Genomic DNA, 19188 nt, shown 5'->3' with positions numbered 1-19188 from the left:
CATCACTTCGCGCCGTCCATCTCCCGGAACACTTCCTTCGCCACGCGGAAGCTGTCCAGCGCGGCCGGCACGCCGCAGTAGATCGCGGCCTGCAGCAAGACTTCCTTGATCTCGTCGCGCGTGAGGCCGTTGTGGAGGGCCCCGCGCACGTGCAGCTTGAGTTCGTGCGGCCGGTTGAGCGCGGTGATCATGGCCAGGTTGAGCAGGCTGCGGGTGCGGCGGTCCAGCCCGGGGCGGTTCCAGACGTCGCCCCAGCAGTACTGGGTGACCAGCTCCTGCATCTCGCGCGTGAAGTCGTCCGCTTCCCGCAGCGACCGGTCCACGTGCTCGGCGCCGAGCACCTCGCGCCGCACCTTCAGTCCCTTGTCGAAGAGTTCCTGGTTCATTCGCCGTCTCCTTGCGTCGGCCTGGACTGGCCGGGAACGGGCGATGATGCCGCAGGCCAGGCTCTACACTCCCGCCCCGTGAAAGACCGCGACGTCGAGCCCTTCTTCGCCACCCTGCAGGCAGCCAATCCCTCGCCCGAGACCGAGCTGGAGTACAGCAGCGTCTTCGAGCTGCTGGCGGCCGTGCTGCTGTCGGCGCAGGCCACCGACGCCGGGGTCAACAAGGCCACGCGCCGGCTGTTCCCGGCGGCCGGCACGCCGCAGGCCATCCTCGAGCTGGGGCTGGAGCGGCTGGAGGACCACATCAGGACCATCGGGCTGTACCGCACCAAGGCGCGCAACCTGATGGCCACCTGCCGCATCCTGGTCGACCGGCACGGCGGCCAGGTGCCGCGCACGCGCGAGGAACTGGAGGCCCTGCCCGGCGTGGGCCGCAAGACCGCCAACGTGGTGCTGAACGTCGCCTTCGGCGAGGCCACCATGGCGGTGGACACGCACATCTTCCGCGTGAGCAACCGCACCGGCCTGGCCCCGGGCAAGGACCCGCTGCAGGTGGAGTTCAAGCTGCTCGAACGCGTGCCGCCCGCGTACCTGGCCGACGCGCACCACTGGCTGATCCTGCACGGCCGCTACGTGTGCGTGGCGCGCCTGCCCCAGTGCTGGCGCTGCGCGGTGCGGGCGTACTGCGACTTCGAGCCCAAGACGCCACCGCCTCCCACCCGCCCGGGTTGAGCCTGCCGCCCGGCCTTGACGCCGAGCTCATGGGCGGCCAATCGGCGCGGTGGTATCGTTCCGGCCCATGGCCGGAGAGTCCTCGCCGACGTTGTACGAAGCGCTGCAGCTGCCCCGCGGCGCTTCGGCCGACGACGTGCGCGCGGCCTACCGGCGGCTGGCGCGCGAGCACCACCCGGACCGGGCCGGCGCCGACGGCGCGGCCATGGCCCGCATCAACCGCGCCTACGAGGTGCTGTCCGACCCCGAACTGCGCGCCAGCTACGACCACCGCCTCGACCACCGCCCGGCTCCGCGCAAACCCGGCCGCGTGGTGCTGCCCGGCGACCGCCTGCGCACGCGGCTGCTGTGGGCGGTGGCCGGCGTCGCGGTGGTGGCGGTGTCCGCGCTGGCGGTGATGGCCGGCCAGCGGGCGCGTTCGGCCACCGAGCCGTCCACCGCGCGGGTGCCGCCGCTGTCGCATCCGCTGCCGCAGCGCGAGGCCCCGCCGCAGGCGCGCTCCGACGACGGGCTGCGCCTCATCCCCGCCCGCAGCATCTCGGCCGTCCCGCCCCCGCCCGACACCAGCGCCCGGTCCCGGTAGGCACCTGCCTGCTACATTGGCCGGATGGACACGCAGGACTTCGAGCAGACCCTGGCCGAGATGGGCCAGAACGTCGACGCACTCAAGGAAAACCAGTTCGCGCTGGTGGCGCAGGTGCAGGTGCTGCAGGCCGCCCTGGCCAGCGCGCTGATGCACCACCCCGACCGCAAGGCGGTGCTCGCCGCCTTCGAACGCTACATGCAGGTGGCCAAGGATTCGGCGCCCAACCTGGCCAGCCGGATGGAAGGGCTGGAGGCGGGGATGCTGTCGCTGCTGGGCAAGCACCAGGCGTAGATCACGAGCCGCAGGCGCGCTGCGCTGGATTCCCGCCTTCGCGGGAATGACGGGGCACAGGCGTCATCCCCGCGCAGGCGGGGATCCAGGGCTTCCGTCTTCAGCTGTCTCCCGAAGCGCGCTGCGCTGGATTTCCGCCGTCGCGGGAATGACGGTCTTCGATCCCCGCCCACCCTCCCCCCAGCGCCTGGATCAGCGCCACCGCCGCCGCCTGCCGATCCGCCTGGAGCTGCACGAAGGCGCGGCGCGCGTTCTGCGCCGTGGCCTGGGCATTGACCACGTCGGTGAAGCCCACCTGTCCCGCCTGGTAGCGGTTGAGGACCTGCTGCTCCACCAGGTCGGCGGCGCGGCTGGCCTCCTCGCGCAGGGCGACCTGCTGGCCCAGCACGCGCACGCCCGAGAGCTGGTCCTCCACGTTCTGGAACGCGGTGAGCACCGTCTGCCGGTAGCGCGCGGCCGCCTGGTCGAAGGCGGCACGGGCGCCCTCCACCTGCGCGCGCGTGGCCCCGGCATCGAAGAGGGCCTGCGCCACCGAGCCGCCCAGCGCCCACACCAGCGAGGAAGCGCTGAACAGGTCGGCGATGCTGGCCGCGCCCGCGCCCACCGAACCGGTCAAACGCAGGCTGGGGAAGAACGCCGACTGCGTGATGCCGATGTCCTCGTTGGCCTGCGCCACGCGCCGCTCGGCCGCGGCGATGTCGGGGCGCCGCTGCAGCAGCGTGGACGGCACGGACAGCGGCACGTCCGGCACCGTGATCGGCCAGCTCGGCTCGGCCTTGAGCGCGAAACTGGCCGGCGCCTGCCCCACCAGCACGGCGATCGCATGTTCCAGCTGGGCCCGCTGGCGCTCCACGCCCAGCAGGTCGGCGCGCGCGTTGGCCAGCTGGGTCTGGGCCTGCAGCACGTCGGTGCGCGCGGCGATGCCGGCGGTGTAGCGGTTGTTGGTGATCTGCAGCACCCGCTCGTAGCCCGCGACGGTCTGCGACAGCAGGGTGCGCTGCGCGTCCGCCTGGCGCAGGCCGAAGTAGTTGGCAGCCAGCTCGCCCTGCGCGGCCAGCCGCGCCGCCGCCAGGTCGGCCTGGCTGGCCTGCTCGCCCGCGCGGGCCCCGGCCACGCCGCGCGCCAGGCGGCCCCACACGTCCGGCTCCCAGCTGGCGCCGATGTCGAACTGGTAGCTGCTGCGCGCGCTGCCGCCGCTGGCGCCGCTGATGACGGTGGTGCCGCCGGTGGTCGTCGTCGCGGTGGTCGTGCCGCCGCCGCCGCGCGTGCCGCTGCGGTTGGCGCTGGCGTCCAGGCCCACCACGGGGAAGAGCGAGGCGCGCTGCTGCGCCGTGAGCGCCCGCGCCTGCGCATAGGCCGCGACGGCTGCCGCCACGTTCTGGTTGGAGACCTCGACCCGCGCGGCCAGGTCGTCGAGGACCGGATCGTTGAAGAGCTGCCACCAGGGTCCGCGCTCCAGGGCGTCGGCGGGCGTGGCCTTGATCCACTCGCCCTGGCCTTCCTTGAAGGTGGCGGGCAGGTCCATCGCGGGCGGCGCGTCGTAGCGGGGACCGACGGCGCAGGCGGTGAGCGCCAGCGAAAGGGCCAGGCAGAGGGGTTTGAGCAAGGGCAATGGACTCATGGCGGGGTAGTGCTCCCTCCCCTTCGGGGGAGGGTTGGGGTGGGGGCGCGCACGCGGCTGGAAGCGATGCAGGGTGGGACATCGGGCACCGGGGCGCCCCCACCCCCACCCCCGCCCTCCCCCGGAGGGGGAGGGAGTTTCGTGCATGCGATCACTTTCATGGGCCCCTTCACGCCGCCTCCGGCGCATGGCTGCGCGCCAGCGCGCGTTCATGCGGACTGCGCCGGCGCAGCTTGTCCAGCAGCAGGTACACCACCGGCGTGGTCAGCAGCGTGAGCAGCTGGCTCGCGATCAGGCCACCCACGATCGCGATGCCCAGTGGCCGGCGAAGCTCGGCGCCTTCGCCGAAGCCGATCGCCAGCGGCAGCGCGCCGAGTGCGGCGGCCAGGGTGGTCATGAGGATGGGGCGAAAGCGCAGCAGGCAGGCCTCGCGCACCGCCGCCACCGGCGACAGGCCGCGCGAGCGCTCGGCGTCCAGCGCGAAGTCGATGATCATGATCGCGTTCTTCTTCACGATGCCGATCAGAAGGAACAGGCCGATCAGCGCCATGATCGACAGCTCCAGCTTGAACAGCATCAGCGCCAGCACCGCGCCCACGCCGGCGGAAGGCAGCGTGGAGAGCACCGTGACCGGGTGCACCAGGCTCTCGTACAGCACGCCCAGCACGATGTAGATCACCAAGATGGCCGCCAGGATCAGCAGCGGCTGCTGCGACTGCGACTCCTGCGCCGCGCGCGCCGTGCCCTGGAAGCTGCCGCGCACGTTGGTGGGCATGGCGATCTCGGCCTCGGCCGCCCGCACCGCGGCCTGGCCGTCGGCGATGGTCTGCCCCTCGGCCAGGTTGTAGGAGATGGTGGTGGCCAGCTCCGCGTCCTGGTGGTTGACCGAGGTGGCGGTGGGCCGCTCGACCACGCGCGCGATGGCCGTCAGCGGCACCATGTTGCGCACGCCGCTCAGCGCCGAGCCGGTGGCCTGGTCGCGCAGCGACGGGTTGATGGTGGCGGTGGTCGCCACCGTGCCGGTGCTGGCGCTCGCGGTGCTGGCCGTGGCCGTGGTGGCCGCGGCCGACGCCGGCACGTAGATGTCGCGCAGCGCCATCGGGCTGAGGATGTAGCGCTGCGCCACGCCCAGGATCACGCGGTACTGGTTTAGCTCGCCGTAGATGGTCGCCACCTGGCGCTGGCCGAAGGCGTTGTAGAGGGCGTTGTCCACGTCGCGCGAGCTGATGCCCAGGCGCGCCGCGCTGTCCTTGTCGACCTCCACGAACAGCTCGACGCCGTTCTCCTGCTGGTCGGTGTCCACGTCCACCAGCGCGGGCTGCCGCTTCATCGACTCGGCCAGCCGCGCGGCCCAGCGCTTGAGGTCCTCGTTGTTGTCGCTCTTGAGCGTGTACTGGTAGGTCGAATTGCTCTGCCGCCCGCCCATGCGCAGGTCCTGCACCGGGTTGAGGAACAGGCTCACGCCCGAGACGCGCTGCAGCTGCGGCCGCAGGCGGGCGATCACCGCCTGGGCGCGCTCGCCCGGCGCACGCTGGTCCACCGGCTTGAGCGTGACGAACATGAAGCCGCCGCCCGCGCGACCGCCGCCGGTGAAGGCCACCACGGTGTCGACGGCCGGGTCGGCCCGCGTGATGTCCACCAGCTGCTTGAGCTTCTCCTGCATGGCCTGGAACGAGATGCTCTGGTCGGCGCGCAAGCCCCCGGTGATCTGGCCGGTGTCCTGCTGCGGGAAGAAGCCCTTGGGGATCTTGACGAACAGGTAGACGTTCAGCCCGATCACGGCGACCAGGATGGCCAGCACCAGCCAGCGCGCCTGCAGCGCCCAGTCCAGGCTCCACGCATAGGTGCGGTGCATCGCGTCGTAGCCGCGCTCGGCCCAGCGCGCCAGCCGGCCGGGCGGCCTGCCGCCGGCGCCGTGCGGGCGCAGCAGCCAGGCGCACAGCATGGGCGTGGTGGTCAGCGAGATCAGCAGCGAGATCATCACGGCCGCCGACAGCGTGACCGCGAACTCGCGGAACAGGCGGCCCACCTGCCCGCCCATGAACAGCAGCGGGATGAACACGGCCACCAGCGACAGGCTGATCGACAGCACGGTGAAGCCCACCTCGCGCGCGCCCAGCAGCGCCGCCTGGAAGCGGTCCATGCCGCGCTCCAGGTGGCGGCTGATGTTCTCCAGCACCACGATGGCGTCGTCCACCACGAAGCCGGTGGCCACCGTCAGCGCCATCAGGCTCAAGTTGTTGAGCGAGAACCCCATCAGCAGCATCACGCCGAAGGTGCCCAGCAGCGAGACCACGGTGGCCACGGCCGGGATGAAGGTGGCGCGGGCGCTGCGCAGGAACACGCTGACCACCAGCACCACCAGCGCGATGGCGATGGCCAGCGTCAGCTCCACCTCGTGCAGCGAGGCGCGAATCGAGGTCGTGCGGTCGGACGCCAGCACCAGCCGGATGTCGGGCGGCAGCGCGGCCTGCAGCTCGGGCAGCAGCTTGCGCACGGCGTCGACGGTCTTGATCACGTTGGCGCCGGGCTGCAGCGTGATCGGCACCACCACCGCCGGCTCGCCGTTGAACAGGCCCAGCGTGTTCACGTTCTCCACGCTGTCGCTCACGGTGGCGATGTCGCCCAGCCGCACCGCCGCACCGTCGCGCCAGGCCACCACCAGGCCGCGGTAGTCGGCGGCCGACAGGCGCCCGGCGCCGATGGCGATCAGCCCGTCCGCGTCCGGCGAGCTGCTGCCGGTGCTGGTGTAGATCTGCAGCCGGCGGCCGCTGGCGTCCTGCACGTCGCCCTTGGGCCGGTTGGCGCTGCCGGCCTGCAGCGCTGCGCGGATGTCTTCGGTCGCGATGCCGTACTTGCTCAGCGCGAAGGGGAGCAATTCGACCCGCACCGCCGGCTGCGAGCCGCCGCCCAGCTCCACGTCGCCGACGCCCTGGACCTGCGCGACCTTCTGCTGAACCAGGTTGGAGACCGCGTCGTAGATCTGGCCCGGCGTGCGGCGCGGCGAGGTCAGCGCCAGGATCATCACCGGCGCGGCCGAGGGGTTGGCCTTGCGGTAGGTCGGGTTGCTGCGCAGGTTGGACGGCAGGTCCGCGCGCGACGCGTTGATCGCCGCCTGCACTTCGCGCGCGGCCGAATCGATGTTGCGGTTGAGGTCGAACTGCAGGCTGATGCGGGTCGAGCCGTTGCCGCTGCTGGACGTCATCTCGTTGACGCCCGCGATCACGCCCAGCCGCCGCTCCAGCGGCTGCGCCACGCTGGTGGCCATGGTTTCGGGGCTGGCGCCCGGCAGGTTGGCGCTGACCGAGATCACCGGGAAGTCCACCTGCGGCAGCGAGGCCACCGGCAGCTGGAAGAACGCCGCGATGCCGGCCAGCGCGATCCAGACCGTCAGCAGCACGGTGCCGACGGGCCGGCGGACGAAGGGGCCGGAGAGGTTCATGCCGCTGCGTCGCCGCCGAGCGCCGCTCTCCCGTCATTCCCGCGGAGGCGGGAATCCAGTGCATCCGTCTTCGCGGCGCCCGAGGGAAGCCCTGGATCCCCGCCTTCGCGGGGATGACGAAGTCGTCCCAGCCGCTCGAACCCCAGGTAGATCACCGGCGTGGTGAACAGCGTCAGCAGCTGGCTCACCACCAGCCCGCCGAAGATCGCCAGGCCCAGCGGCCGGCGCAGCTCGGCGCCCTCGCCCCAGCCCAGCATCAGCGGCACCGCGGCGAAGAGCGCCGCCAGCGTGGTCATCAGGATCGGCCGGAAGCGCAGCAGCGCGGCCTGGTGGATCGCCTCCTGCGGCGCCTTGCGTTCGTTGCGCTGCGCGTCGATCGCGAAGTCGATCATCATGATCGCGTTCTTCTTCACGATGCCGATCAGCAAGATGATCCCGATGATCCCGATGACGCCCAGGTCGTTGCCGGTGAGCATCAGCGCCAGCAGCGCGCCGACGCCGGCCGAAGGCAGCGTCGAGAGGATCGTGAGCGGGTGCACGTAGCTCTCGTACAGCACGCCCAGCACGATGTAGACGCAGACGATGGCCGCCAGGATCAGCCAGAGCTGGTTGGTGAGCGACGCCTCGTAGGCGCCCGAGGCGCCGAGGAAGCTCATGGTCAGGCTGGCGGGCAGGCCCATCTCCTTCGCGGTGGCCCGCACCGCATCGACCGCCTTGCCCAGCGACACGCCGGGCGCGGTGTCGAAGCCCACGGTCGCCGCCGGGTACTGGGCCACGTGCGTGATCTGCAGCGGCGCGCGCCGCTCGACGATGCGCGCCACCGCCGACAGCGGCGTGGCCTCGCCCGACGAGGTGCGCAGCTGGATGCCGGCCAGGGCGTCGGGCGTGGCCGCGGCGTCGGGCCGCGCCTCCAGGATCACGCGGTACTGGTTGGTCTGCGTGAAGATGGTCGAGACGATGCGCTGGCCGAAGGCGCTGTAGAGCGCCTCGTCGATGCTGGCCGCCGTGATGTTCAGCCGCGCCGCCGTGTCGCGGTCGATGTCGACGTAGACCGCCGCGCCGCTGGCGCCCGCGTCGGTGACCGGGTTGCGCAGCTGTGGCACCGAGTGGAGGCGCTCCACCAGGCGGTTGGCCCAGTCGTTCACCGTGGCCGTGTCCGCGCCTTCCAGCGAGAAGCGGAACTGGGTGGGGCCCGACTCCGCGTCGATGGTGAGGTCCTGCACCGGCTGCAGGTAGAGCGTGGCGCCGGGCACGCGCTGCGCCCGCTCGCGCAGCCGGTCCATCAGCTCGCGCTGGCTGCCGCGGCTGCCCGTCAGGTTGATCAGCATGCGGCCGGTGTGCAGCATGGTGTTGTTGGCCGCGTCCACCCCCACGAAGCTGGCGATGCTGCTGACCTCGGGGTCCGCCATCAGCGCGCGCGCCACCTCCTGCTGCAGCTGCGCCATGCTGGGGAACGAGGTCGATTCCTGCGCTTCCACCCGCGCCTGCAGCTGGCCCGTGTTCTGCGTCGGGAACAGGCCCTTGGGGATGACGACGTACAGCAGCACCGTCAGCACGAAGGTCGCCAATGCCACCAGCAGCGTGAGCCGCTGGCGCGTGAGCACCCAGCGCAGGGCGCGGTCGTACACGCCGATCAGCCGGTCGAAGTGGCGCGCCAGCCGCGCCCCGACGCCGGTGCCGGCCGCCTCGCCGCCCGGGTGCGCCTTGAGCCAGCGGGCCGACATCATGGGCACCAGGGTCAGCGAGACCACGGCCGAGATCAGGATGGTGATGGCCAGCGTGACCGCGAACTCGCGGAACAGCCGCCCCACCACGTCGCCCATGAACAGCAGCGGGATCAGCACCGCCACCAGCGACACCGTCAGCGAGATGATGGTGAAGCCGATCTCGCGGGCGCCCTGGATCGCGGCATCCATCGGCCGCTTGCCCATCTCCACGTGGCGCTGGATGTTCTCGATCATCACGATGGCGTCGTCCACCACGAAGCCGGTGGCGATGGTCAGCGCCATCAGCGAAAGGTTGTTCAGGCTGTAGCCCAGCAGGTACATCACGCCGCAGGCGCCGACCAGCGATATCGGGACGGCCAGGCTGGCGATCAGGGTGGCGCGCGGGCTGTGCAGGAAGGCGAAGATCACCAGCACCACCAGCACCACGGCCAGCACCAGCTCCAGCTGCACGTGGTGCACCGAGGCGCGGATGCCGGTGGTGCGATCGGACAGCACGTCCACCTTGAGCGAGGGCGGCAGGCCGGCCGTGAGTTCCGGCAGGCGCGCCTTGATGGCGTCCACCGTCGCGATGACGTTGGCGCCCGGCTGGCGCTGCACGTTCAGGATGATGGCCGGCTTGAGTTCGCCGCCCACCACCGACCAGGCGCCCAGCTTCACGTTCTCGGCGCTCTCCAGCACCCGCGCCACCTGGCCCAGGCGCACCGGCGCGCCGTTGCGGAAGGCCACCACGAGCCTGCCGTAGTCCTCGGCCGTGAGCAGCTGGTCGTTGGAGTTGATGCTCCAGGCGCGCGTGGGCCCGTCGATGCTGCCCTTGGCGCCGTTGGCGTTGGCGGCGTTGATGGTGGTGCGCACGTTGTCCAGCGTCAGGCCGTACGAGGCCAGCGCGCGCGTGTCGGCCTGGATGCGCACGGCCGGGCGCTGCCCGCCGGCCAGCGTGACCAGGCCCACGCCGGACACCTGGCTGATCTTGAGCGCCAGCCGCGTGTTGACCAGGTTCTGCACGTCGGGCAGCGGCAGCTGGTCGGAGCTGATCGCCAGCGTGAGCACCGGTGCGTCGGCCGGGTTGACCTTGGCGTAGACCGGCGGCGCCGGCAGGTCGGCCGGCAGCAGCGAGGCGCCGGCGTTGATGGCGGCCTGCACCTGCTGCTCGGCCACGTCCAGCGCCAGGCCCAGCCCGAACTGCAGCGTGACGATGGAAACGCCCGACGCGCTGGTGGAACTCATGCGCGACAGGCCGGGCATCTGCCCGAACTGCCGCTCCAGCGGCGCGGTGACCGTCTGCGCCATCACCTCGGGACTGGCGCCGGGGTAGAGCGTCTGCACCTGGATGGTGGGGTAGTCCACCTGCGGCAGCGCCGAGAGGGGCAGCAGCCGCAGGCCCACCAGGCCGGCCAGCACGATGGCCAGCATCAACAGGGATGTGGCGACGGGGCGGAGGATGAAGGGGCGGGAGGGGTTCATGCAGCCTCCCCGCGGCCTGGACAGCCGCTCGCTCCGCAACAGCCGCTCACTCCGCAACAGCCGTCATCCCCGCGAAGGCGGGGATCCAGGGCTTCCCGGCCCTCCGCGAAGGCGGACGCACTGGATTCCCGCCTCCGCGGGAATGACGGGATGAGCGTCACTGCGCCGCTCCTCCGCCCTGCTGCTGCTGCTGGCGGCGCCGCTGCGGCGCCGACGCCGCGCCTTCCGCGCCTTGTCCACCCCGCTGCCGGGCCGCCTGCGGCTGCGCCCCGTCCGTCGGCGCCGGCGACGGCAGCGTCACGCGGGCGCCATCCCTCAGACGGTCGGCGCCTTCCGTGACCACGCGCTCGCCCACCTGCAACCCGCTCACGACCTGCACGCGGTCGGCCGTGGCCTGGCCGCGCTGCACGGTGCGAAGCTGCACGGTGCGGTCGTCCTTCAGCACGAACACGTAGTCGCCGTTGGTGCCGGTGCGCACCGCCGCCAGCGGCACCGTGACCGCGCCCTCGATGGTGCGCAGGCGCAGCTGCAGGTTGACGAACTGGCTGGGGAAGAGCTGCTGCCTGTCGTTGGCGAAACGGGCCTTGGCCCGCACGGTGCCGGTCTGCGTGTCCACCTGGTTGTCCAGCGAGGAGAAGGAGCCGGTCTCCAGCACCGTGCTGCGCGTGCGGTCCAGCGCGCGGGCCTGCATGGGCGCGCGGCCGGTCTCCTGCGCCAGCGCGGCCGCCTGGTCCTGCGGGATGGCGAACTCCACGTCGATGGGCGACAGCTGGGTGATGAGCGCCACGCCGTTGGCGTCGCTGGCGCTCACCACGTTGCCCACGTCCACCGTGCGCAGGCCCACCCGGCCGGCGATCGGCGAGACGATGCGGGTGTAGCCCAGGTTCAGCCGCGCCGTGCCTTCGTTGGCCTTGGCGATCACCACCGCGGCCTCCAGCTGCTTGACCAGCGCGGCCTGCGTGTCCACCTCCTGGCGGGCGATGGAGTCCTGCTCCAGCAGCGTGCGGAAGCGCTGCAGCGTCACGCGCGCCGCTTCCAGCTGCGCCTCGTCGCGCATGCGCTGGCCGGCGGCCTGCTGCACGGCCATCTCGAACTGGCGCGGGTCGATGGTGGCCAGCAGTTCGCCCTTGCGGACCACCTGGCCCTCGCGGTAGAGCACCTGCTGCAGCACGCCCGACACCTGCGGCCGCACCCGCACGGTGGCCTGCGGGATCACCGTGCCCAGGGCCTCGAGCATGACGGGGATGTCGGTGCGCTCGGCCACCGCGATGCCGACGGTGGTGGGCGGACCGCCGCGCGCCCCACCCGCACCGCCCGGACCGCCCAGGCCCGCTCCCGCGCCGCCGGGCGCCGAAGCGCCGGGCCGCGCCGCCGCCGGGGTGGCCGGCTTGCCCGTGAGGTCCCAGGTCAGCCAGGCCACGCCCGCCACCAGCGCCAGCGCGGCCAGGCTGCCCAGCAGCATGCCGCGACGCCCGATGCGGCGCGGCGCGGGGTCGTCGGTGGATTCGGGGGCGGGTCGGTTCTGGCGGGTGGGGTCGGCTTGCATTCTTGTCCTGTGGGCCCTTCGCGGGGGCGGTTGCCTAGCGTACCGCCCGCGCATGGCCCCGCCACCAGCGGGGAGGCCTCGACGGCCGGGCTTGTCGCGCATCCGCATCCCACGCGAGGATGGCGCCCGCAGGTGTCGCCCGGTTGGCCGCAAGGTTTCCGCTGCGCAAAGTTCGGCAATGGGGCGGGACGCGCGCAAACGCCGCGGCCCGGGCTCGCCTGCGTGTCAGGACGTGATGACGACCAGCACGTTGCAGGGCGCATGCTCGATCAGCGCGCCCGAGATGGAGCCGCGCCACCAGCGCGCCGCCCAGCTGTCCAGGTGCTTGTGGCCGACCACGATCAGGTCGGCGCCGACCTTGCGGGCGCACTTGGTGATCTCGTCCACCGCCTCGCCGGTGACCACCTCGCCGGTGGAGGCATAGCCCGCCTGCTCCAGCCGGCGCAGGCCTTCCTGCAGGACCGACTGGTACTTGGCGCGCTCGCGCTCTTCCAGCTCCACGTCGTAGACGCCGCCTTCCAGGCCGACGAAGCTCATGGCCGAAGGCATGACGGCGATCAGGTAGAGCTGGGCGCCGCCCCACTGGGCCATCGTCTGGCAATCCAGCAACGCCTTCTGCCCGGCGTCGCTGCCGTCGTAGGCCAACAGGATCCGCTTGTACATGGCGTGCCTCCGCGAGGTATGTGGTGCGGAAAAGGATAGCCCGCCGACGAGCCGGCCGAGGGCCGCGCAGGGGGGTGTTAACCCGAACGGGCTACGCCGGCCGATTCGAAAGTGGCCATCTCGCGCAGCAGCGCGCAGGCCGACACCAGCAGCGGCCAGGCGAGCGCCGCGCCGGAGCCTTCCCCCAGCCGCAGGTCCAGGTCCAGCAGGGCCCGCGCCGGCGTGCGCTCGTCCGGGCCCAGGTGCCGCAGCATCAGGCCGTGGCCGCATTCGCCCGAGCGGTGCGAGAACACGCAGCGCTGCGTCACCCGCGGCTCCAGCGCACGCGCCACCAGCACCGCCGCGGTGGCGATGAAGCCGTCCACCACCACCAGCCGGCGCCGGGCCGCCGCCTCCAGCACCGCGCCGACCATGGCGGCGACCTCGAAGCCGCCGAAGGCCGCCAGGGCGTCCAGCGGCTCGCTCGCGAGCGGATGGCGTTCCAGCACCTGCCGCAACACCTCGCGCTTGCGCGCCAGGCCGGCCTCGTCCAGGCCGGTGCCCGAGCCCACGCAATCGGCCAGGTCGCTGCCGGTGAGCCGCGCCAGCAACAGCGCCGCCGCCGATGTGTTGCCTATGCCCATCTCGCCCAGCAGCAGGGCGTTGCCCGGCAGGCCGGCGACCACGCCGCGGCCCGCCTCGATCGCCTGCCGGCACTGCGCCGGCGTCATCGCGGGCCCTTCCAGCGCGTCGGCGGTGCCGGGCGCGACCTTGCGAACCAGCAGGCCGGGCCGCGGCGCGAAGTCGTGGCGCACCCCGCAGTCCACCACCGTGAGCGCCAGGCCATGCTGGCGGGCCAGCACGCTGACGGCCGCGCCGCCGGCCAGGAAGTTCTCCACCATCTGCCAGGTGACGTCGCTCGGGTAGGCCGACACGCCGCGCGCGGCCAGCCCGTGGTCGCCGGCGAACACCACCAGCTGCGGCTGCGACAGGAGCGGCGACTCGGTGCCCAGCACCAGCCCGATCTGCAGCGCGAGCGACTCGATGCGCCCGAGCGCGCCCAGCGGCTTGGTCTTGTGGTCGATCAGGTGCCGCAGGCGCGCGGCCAGCGCCGGGTCGTTCAGGTCGGGAAGGCTCAACGGATCAGCTCCTCGAGGACGCCCGCCGCGAAATGGCGGTCGATGAAATCGGCCAGGTTGTCGAACACGCGGTCCGGATCGGGGGCCTGCGCGCCGAACAGCGCGCGCAGCACGTTCGCGTCCTCGAACAGGCCGTGCAGGTACACGCCCAGCACGTTTCCGGCGGCGTTCTGCCAGCCCAGGCCGGCGGGCAGCACCGGCAGGCCGGCGTCCATGGCCGGGTGCTGCGCGGTCCGGCCATGGCGGATCTCGTAGCCGGAGACGGGCACGCCGGAAAGCGCCGACCACGTCCCCCGCAGCGCGCCGAAAGTGGCCTGCGTTCGCCGCACCGTCTTGTCGGGTTCGAACTGCGTCACCAGCGGCAGCAGCCCGAGGCCCGGCGCGTTGCCGTCGATGCCGTGCGGATCGACCAGCGCCTCGCCCAGCATCTGCAGCCCGCCGCACACGCCCAGCACCGCCCCGCCCCGCTGCGCGTGCGCCGCCAGCGCGCGGTCGATGCGCTGCTCGCGCAGCCAGGCCAGGTCGGAGCTGGTGTGCTTGGAGCCGGGCAGCACGACCCAGTCGGCGCCTTCGAGTTCGCCGGCCGAGCGCACCCAGCGCAGGCGAACGCCGGGCAGGTGCGCGAGGGGCTGGAACTCGTCGAGGTTGCTGATGCGGGGGTAGGCGACGATGGCGATGTTCTTGCTCCCTCCCCCTCCGGGGGAGGGCTGGGGTGGGGGCGCTCCGGGGCCTGATGCGACAGCGCCGCCGGCTTGAGCACCGGGGGCGCCCCCACCCCCACCCTCCCCCGGAGGGGGAGGGAGTGAATACCAGCCGTCCTCCTCGGGGAGGCCGTGGTTCCACCACATCGGCAACGTTGCCACGGTCGCGATGCCCGTCAGCTCCTGCAGCAGCTGCGGCGCCGGCGCCAGCAGCGTCGCATCGCCCCGGAACTTGTTCAGCACGAAACCGCGGATCAACGCGCGCTCGTGCTCCGGCAGCAGCGCCCACGTCCCGTACAGGTGCGCGAACGCACCCCCGCGATCGATGTCCGTCACCAGCAGGCAGCGAGCATCCGCGTGCAGCGCCACCCGCATGTTCACGATGTCGTCGTCCTTCAGGTTGATCTCCGCCGGCGAGCCCGCGCCTTCGATCACCACGACGTCGTTCTCCGCGCGCAATTCGTCGAGCGCGCCCGACACCTGCGGCCACACGCTGGCGCTGCGACCGCGCCACGACCGGCGCGAGAGCGCCTCGTCCACCCGCCCGAGCAGCACCACCTGGCTGTGGGTGTCGCGCTCGGGCTTGAGCAGCAGCGGGTTCATCCGCACCTCGGGCGCGGCCCTCGCGGCCAGGGCCTGGAAGTACTGGGCGCTGCCGATCTCGCCGCCGGCCACCACCCGCGCGTTGTTGCTCATGTTCTGCGCCTTGAACGGCGCGACCTTCAGGCCGCGGCGCGCGTACCAGCGGCACAGGGCCGTGGCCAGCCAGCTCTTGCCGGCGCCGCTGGTGGTGCCCAGGACCATGACGCAACGCGCGGTCATCTCCGGCGCCTCACGTTTCCGGCAGGGCGACCCAGCGCCCCGCGACTTCGTGCACGTGCACCCGCCCGCCGAACACGCGCCGCACCGCCGCATGCGTGTCGGCCGACGTGCAGGGGCCGTGGTGCGCGATGCGGCCGGCATCCACCACCAGCAGGTCGTCGGCCTGCAGCGCCAGCGTGAGCTCGTGCAGCACCGTGACCGCCGTGCCGCCCGCCGCCACATGCCGGCGCACCAGCGCCAGCACGTCGGCCTGGTGCGGCGGGTCCAGGTTGGCCAGCGGCTCGTCCATCAGCAGCACGCCGGCCTGCACGGCGAGCGCGCGGGCCAGCAACACGCGCTGGCGCTCGCCACCCGACAGCTGGCCGATCGGCCGGCCGCGCCAGTCCCAGCACTGGGTGCGGTGCATGGCCTCCTCCACCGCCGCGGCGTCCTGCGCCGTGGGCGGCGCGAGCCAGGGACGGTGCGGCAGGCGGCCCAGCATCACCACGTCCCAGGCGCGCAGGTCCTCCGCGCCCTCGTGGCCCTGCCCCAGCCAGCTCACGGCGCGGGCGCGTTCGCGCGCCGCCCACTGCGAGGCCGCGCGCCCGAGGAGTTCGACACGCCCCCGGCAGGGCACGAGATGCGCCAGGGCCTTGAGCAGCGTGGTCTTGCCGGCGCCGTTGGGGCCGACCACCGCGGTCCAGCGGCCGCGTGGCAGCGCGATGCGCACGCCGTGCAGCACCTCGCGCCCGGCCAGCGCCACGCGCAGGTCGTCCGCGGCGAGCGCGATCAAGCAGGCCTCCGATGCATCAGCCACAAGAGGTAGCCGCCACCCAGCAACGCCGTGAGCACGCCCACCGGCAGTTCGCGCGGCGCCAGCAGCCAGCGCGAGAGCACGTCGGCGGCCAGCAGCAGCACGCCGCCCGACATGGCCGACAGCAGCAGCAGCGCGCGGTGCGTGGGCTGCACGGCCGAGCGAACCGTGTGCGGCGCGACCAGGCCGACGAAGGCGATCAGCCCGACCTGCGCCACGGCCGCGCCGGTGGCCAGCGCGATCGCCGCCACCAGCCCGATGCGCACCGGCCGCAGCGGGATGCCCAGGCTGGCCGCGGCCGTCTCGCCCAGCGACAGCGCATCGAGCGCCGGGCTCAGCGCCACGCAGGCCACCAGCACCAGCGCCAGCACGCCACCCAGCAGCGTGGCGCCATCCCAGCCGAGGAAGCCGGTCGTGCCGAGCAGGAAGGCCTGCATGGCCCGCATCACGTCGGGCGACCAGAACATCACCAGCGCCGCCAGCGCGCCGAAGACCACGCCCACGATCACGCCGGCCAGCAGCAGGCGCAGCGTGTGCTGCACGCCGCGGGCCAGCACCAGCGTCACCAGCACCGCGGCCATCGCGCCCAGGAAGCCCGCGCCCGCGAGCCCGAGGTGGGCGATGGCGCCGGCCGTGGCGCCGGGCACCGCGCCGACGGCCACCAGCAGCACGGCCACGCCGAAGGCCGCGCCGGTGGCGCTGCCCATCAGGTAGGGATCGGCGAGGGGGTTGCGGAAGAGGCCCTGCGCCACGGCGCCTGCCAGGCCGAGCAGCGCGCCGGCGAGCCAGGCGCCGAGGCTGCGCGGCAGGCGGATGTCCCAGAGGATGGCGCGGGAGGTTTCGGAGGCGGACCAGAGCGGTTCCCAACCGAGGGAGCCGACGGCGGCGCCGGCGGCGAGGAGGAGGAGCGTGGCCGTCGTCAGGATGGCGGCCAGGCCGGCCACGCGGCGGCCCTGGCGGGCCAGGGCCGTGTCGAACGCGGGCGAGGCGACGGCGCTCATGGGCGGTCCTGGCGTGAAGGCGGAAGCACTGGATTCCCGCCTCCGCGGGAATGACGGGACTGGGCCAGGCAATCGGCCATCAACTGCGCGGCTTCGGCCAGCCGCGGCCCGGGCCGCACGATCACGTCGCCCTGCGCCAGCGTGAAGCTGCACACGCGGCCCTCGCGCATGGCGCGGATGCGCGACCAGCCGGGCCGGGTGGCCAGCGCGCCGGCGTCGCGCTCGGAGATCATGATCACCTGCGGGTCGGCCCGCACCACGAACTCCGGATTGAGCAGCGGCACCGAGCCCAGGCGCGCGGGCACCACGTTGGCGGCGCCCAGGCGCGCCAGGATCTCGCCGATGTGCGAGGCCTCGCTGGCCGCATACGGCCCCGCGCTCACCTCGAAGTACACGCTGGTGCCGCGCGCGGATGCCGGCAGCGAGCGCGCGGCAGCGTCCACGCCGGCCTGGATGCGGTTCCACACCGCCTCCTCGCCCGGCACCTGCAGCACATGGGCGACGCGGCCGAAGACGCGGCGCACGTCGGCCAGTGTCTTGAGGTCGAAGCCCAGCACCGGCACGCCCAGCGACTCCAGCCGCCCGAGCGCACGCGCGGTCGACGACAGCATCACCACGTCGGGCTTGAGCGCGACGATGCGCTCGATGCTGGCGTCGTCCAGCCCGCCCACCTGCGGCAGCTTGCGCACCTGGGGCGGCCAGTTGGCGTAGTCGTCCACGGCCACCAGCCGGTCGCAGGCGCCCAGCTCGCACACCGTCTCGCCCAGCGATGGCAGCAGCGTGACGATTCGGCGCGGCGGCTCGCGCAGCGTGACGGTGGCGCCGCGGTCGTCGGTGACCGTGACGGGCGCGGCGGCCGCGCAGGCGGAGGCCAGTGCGAAGGCGACGGCCAGCAGGCGCTTCATGCCGATCCCTTCAGCGTCAGCGGCAGCCCCGCCGACATGAGCGTGACGCGCTCGCAAGCCCCGGCCGCCTGCTGGTTGAGCGTGCCCAGCGAATCCACGAACTGGCGCACGTCGCGCCCCAGCGGGATGATGCCCAGCCCGATCTCGTTGCTGATCAGCACCAGCGGCCCGGCGCAGGCGGCGATGGCCGTGGCCAGCGAGGCCGGGCCGCCTTCCGGCGCCAGCGGCGTGCCCTCCCCGCCCACGGCCGGCATCAGGAGCGCCGTCAGCCACAGCGTCAGGCAGTCGACCACCACCAGGGTCCCGGGCTGGCTGTGCGCGCCGATCGCCTTGGCCAGCGCGAGCGGCTCCTCCACGGTGCGCATGCGCGGCACGCGCTGCGCGCGGTCGCGCCGGTGCCTTGCGATGCGCTCGCGCATTTCCTCGTCCCAGGCCTGCGCGGTGGCGATGTAGACCGCCTCGTGGCCGGGCGCTTCTTCCAGCCAGGCCGCCGCCAGCGCCTCGGCGCGCGTGGTCTTGCCGCTCTTCTGGCCGCCCAGGATCAACTCGCTGCGGGCCACGCGCAGCCGACGCTCTTCAGCCATGGCGCTGGCTCCACTGCAGCACGATGCGGTGCAGCTGCTCCACGCCGTCGGTCAGCGCCGCCGGCCCCGGCTGCAGGATGTCGGCGGACTTGACCTCGAACAGCTGGCCGTCGCGCACCGCGCCCACGTCCTGCCAGCCGGGACGGGCCGCCACGCGCTCGGGCCTGAATTTCTTGCCGCACCACGACCCCACCACGATGTCCGGATCGCGGCGCACGATCTCCATGGGGTCGACGACGATGCGGTCCTTGCCCAGCGCCTGCCGCGCCAGCTCGGGGAAGCAGTCGTCGCCGCCGGCGATGCCGACCAGCTCGCTCACCCAGCGGATGCAGCTGATCGGCGGCTCGTCCCACTCCTCGAAGAACACGCGCGGCCGGCGCGGCAGCGCGGCGGCCGCGGCGCGGATGGCGTCCAGCCGCGCGCGGAACCCGCGCAGCAGCTCGAGGCCGCGCTCAGGCCGGCCCACGATGGCCGCGACCTGGTACAGCATGGAGAAGATCTCCTCCACGCTGCGCTGGTTGAACACGGTGACCTGCACGCCCTTGCGCACCAGCTCGGCCGCGATGTCGGCCTGCAGGTCGGAGAAGCCGAACACGCAGTCCGGCTCCAGCGCCAGGATCTTGTCGATCTTGGCGGACAGGAATGCGCTCACCCTGGGCTTGTCCTGCCGCGCGCGCGGCGGCCGGACGGTGTAGCCGGAGATGCCGACGATGCGCGCCTCCTCGCCGAGCAGGTAAAGCCACTCGGTGGTCTCCTCGGTGAGGCAGACGATGCGCCGGGGCGCGAGGGAAGCGGCATCGAAGGTCAAG

16 protein-coding genes are annotated in these 19188 nt (G+C 72.9%); 3 read left to right on the top strand and 13 right to left on the bottom strand.

The genetic code is table 11. From position 1 onward, the window contains the following. Positions 1-2 precede the first annotated feature (2 nt). A complete protein-coding gene (gene pcaC / locus ASG30_RS05190; protein ID WP_055893633.1) occupies positions 3-386 on the bottom strand; it encodes a 4-carboxymuconolactone decarboxylase in 384 nt (127 codons plus the stop codon). A 78-nt stretch (positions 387-464) separates the two neighbouring features. Between pcaC and nth the strand changes: the two genes are divergently transcribed. The 3 genes from nth to ASG30_RS05175 all read left to right on the top strand — a co-directional run bounded on the left by nth (position 465) and on the right by ASG30_RS05175 (position 1995). Then, positions 465-1118 carry an endonuclease III gene (nth, locus tag ASG30_RS05185; RefSeq protein WP_055893630.1) on the top strand — a complete coding sequence of 218 codons (654 nt, stop codon included), beginning with the start codon at positions 465-467 and terminating at the stop codon, positions 1116-1118. Between the two features lie 67 nt (positions 1119-1185). After that, the gene (locus ASG30_RS05180) at positions 1186-1701 is read left to right on the top strand and encodes a J domain-containing protein (RefSeq protein WP_082521917.1); all 516 of its coding nucleotides are present in this window, start codon (positions 1186-1188) and stop codon (positions 1699-1701) included. A gap of 24 nt (positions 1702-1725) precedes the next feature. Continuing rightward, positions 1726-1995 (top strand): hypothetical protein, encoded by a 270-nt coding sequence (locus ASG30_RS05175; RefSeq protein WP_055893624.1) that lies wholly within the window; start codon positions 1726-1728, stop codon positions 1993-1995. Between the two features lie 100 nt (positions 1996-2095). On the opposite strand, the gene ASG30_RS05170 is transcribed toward ASG30_RS05175, so the two are convergent. From ASG30_RS05170 to ASG30_RS05115, 12 genes are all read right to left on the bottom strand, one after another. Continuing rightward, positions 2096-3616, bottom strand: a complete 1521-nt coding sequence (locus tag ASG30_RS05170) for an efflux transporter outer membrane subunit (protein ID WP_055893621.1) — start codon at positions 3614-3616, stop codon at positions 2096-2098. 169 nt (positions 3617-3785) lie between these two features. Beyond that, positions 3786-7058 carry an efflux RND transporter permease subunit gene (locus tag ASG30_RS05165; RefSeq protein ID WP_055893618.1) on the bottom strand — a complete coding sequence of 1091 codons (3273 nt, stop codon included), beginning with the start codon at positions 7056-7058 and terminating at the stop codon, positions 3786-3788. Next, the gene (locus ASG30_RS05160) at positions 7055-10246 is read right to left on the bottom strand and encodes an efflux RND transporter permease subunit (RefSeq protein ID WP_082521916.1); all 3192 of its coding nucleotides are present in this window, start codon (positions 10244-10246) and stop codon (positions 7055-7057) included. The genes ASG30_RS05165 and ASG30_RS05160 overlap by 4 nt, the downstream gene beginning before the upstream one ends. A 157-nt stretch (positions 10247-10403) precedes the next feature. Beyond that, the gene (locus tag ASG30_RS05155; protein WP_055893615.1) at positions 10404-11792 is read right to left on the bottom strand and encodes an efflux RND transporter periplasmic adaptor subunit; all 1389 of its coding nucleotides are present in this window, start codon (positions 11790-11792) and stop codon (positions 10404-10406) included. Positions 11793-12017: 225 nt separating this feature from the next. Further along, positions 12018-12455, bottom strand: a complete 438-nt coding sequence (locus ASG30_RS05150) for a universal stress protein (RefSeq protein ID WP_055893614.1) — start codon at positions 12453-12455, stop codon at positions 12018-12020. Between the two features lie 77 nt (positions 12456-12532). Continuing rightward, positions 12533-13573, bottom strand: a complete 1041-nt coding sequence (gene cobT / locus ASG30_RS05145; protein ID WP_055893603.1) for a nicotinate-nucleotide--dimethylbenzimidazole phosphoribosyltransferase — start codon at positions 13571-13573, stop codon at positions 12533-12535. Continuing rightward, entirely contained in the window at positions 13570-15096 is a 1527-nt protein-coding gene (locus ASG30_RS05140) for a cobyric acid synthase (RefSeq protein WP_055893600.1), read from the bottom strand. Before ASG30_RS05140 ends, cobT begins: the two co-directional genes overlap by 4 nt. A gap of 10 nt (positions 15097-15106) precedes the next feature. Further along, the gene (locus tag ASG30_RS05135; RefSeq protein WP_055893597.1) at positions 15107-15868 is read right to left on the bottom strand and encodes an ABC transporter ATP-binding protein; all 762 of its coding nucleotides are present in this window, start codon (positions 15866-15868) and stop codon (positions 15107-15109) included. Beyond that, a complete protein-coding gene (locus ASG30_RS05130) occupies positions 15865-16890 on the bottom strand; it encodes a FecCD family ABC transporter permease (RefSeq protein WP_082521914.1) in 1026 nt (341 codons plus the stop codon). The genes ASG30_RS05135 and ASG30_RS05130 overlap by 4 nt, the downstream gene beginning before the upstream one ends. After that, positions 16887-17795 carry an ABC transporter substrate-binding protein gene (locus ASG30_RS05125; RefSeq protein WP_055893594.1) on the bottom strand — a complete coding sequence of 303 codons (909 nt, stop codon included), beginning with the start codon at positions 17793-17795 and terminating at the stop codon, positions 16887-16889. Before ASG30_RS05125 ends, ASG30_RS05130 begins: the two co-directional genes overlap by 4 nt. Next, entirely contained in the window at positions 17792-18379 is a 588-nt protein-coding gene (locus ASG30_RS05120; RefSeq protein WP_055893593.1) for a bifunctional adenosylcobinamide kinase/adenosylcobinamide-phosphate guanylyltransferase, read from the bottom strand. The genes ASG30_RS05125 and ASG30_RS05120 overlap by 4 nt, the downstream gene beginning before the upstream one ends. Beyond that, positions 18372-19187: an ABC transporter substrate-binding protein gene (locus ASG30_RS05115; protein ID WP_055893590.1), complete on the bottom strand. Its 816-nt coding sequence runs from the start codon at positions 19185-19187 to the stop codon at positions 18372-18374. The genes ASG30_RS05120 and ASG30_RS05115 overlap by 8 nt, the downstream gene beginning before the upstream one ends. Between the last annotated feature and the right edge of the window lies 1 nt (position 19188).

The organism is Ramlibacter sp. Leaf400, assembly GCF_001424545.1.
Classification (GTDB): domain Bacteria; phylum Pseudomonadota; class Gammaproteobacteria; order Burkholderiales; family Burkholderiaceae_C; genus Ramlibacter.
The sequence above is the reverse complement of the archived record's forward strand: the minus strand, read 5'-3'. Positions and strand labels throughout refer to the sequence as shown.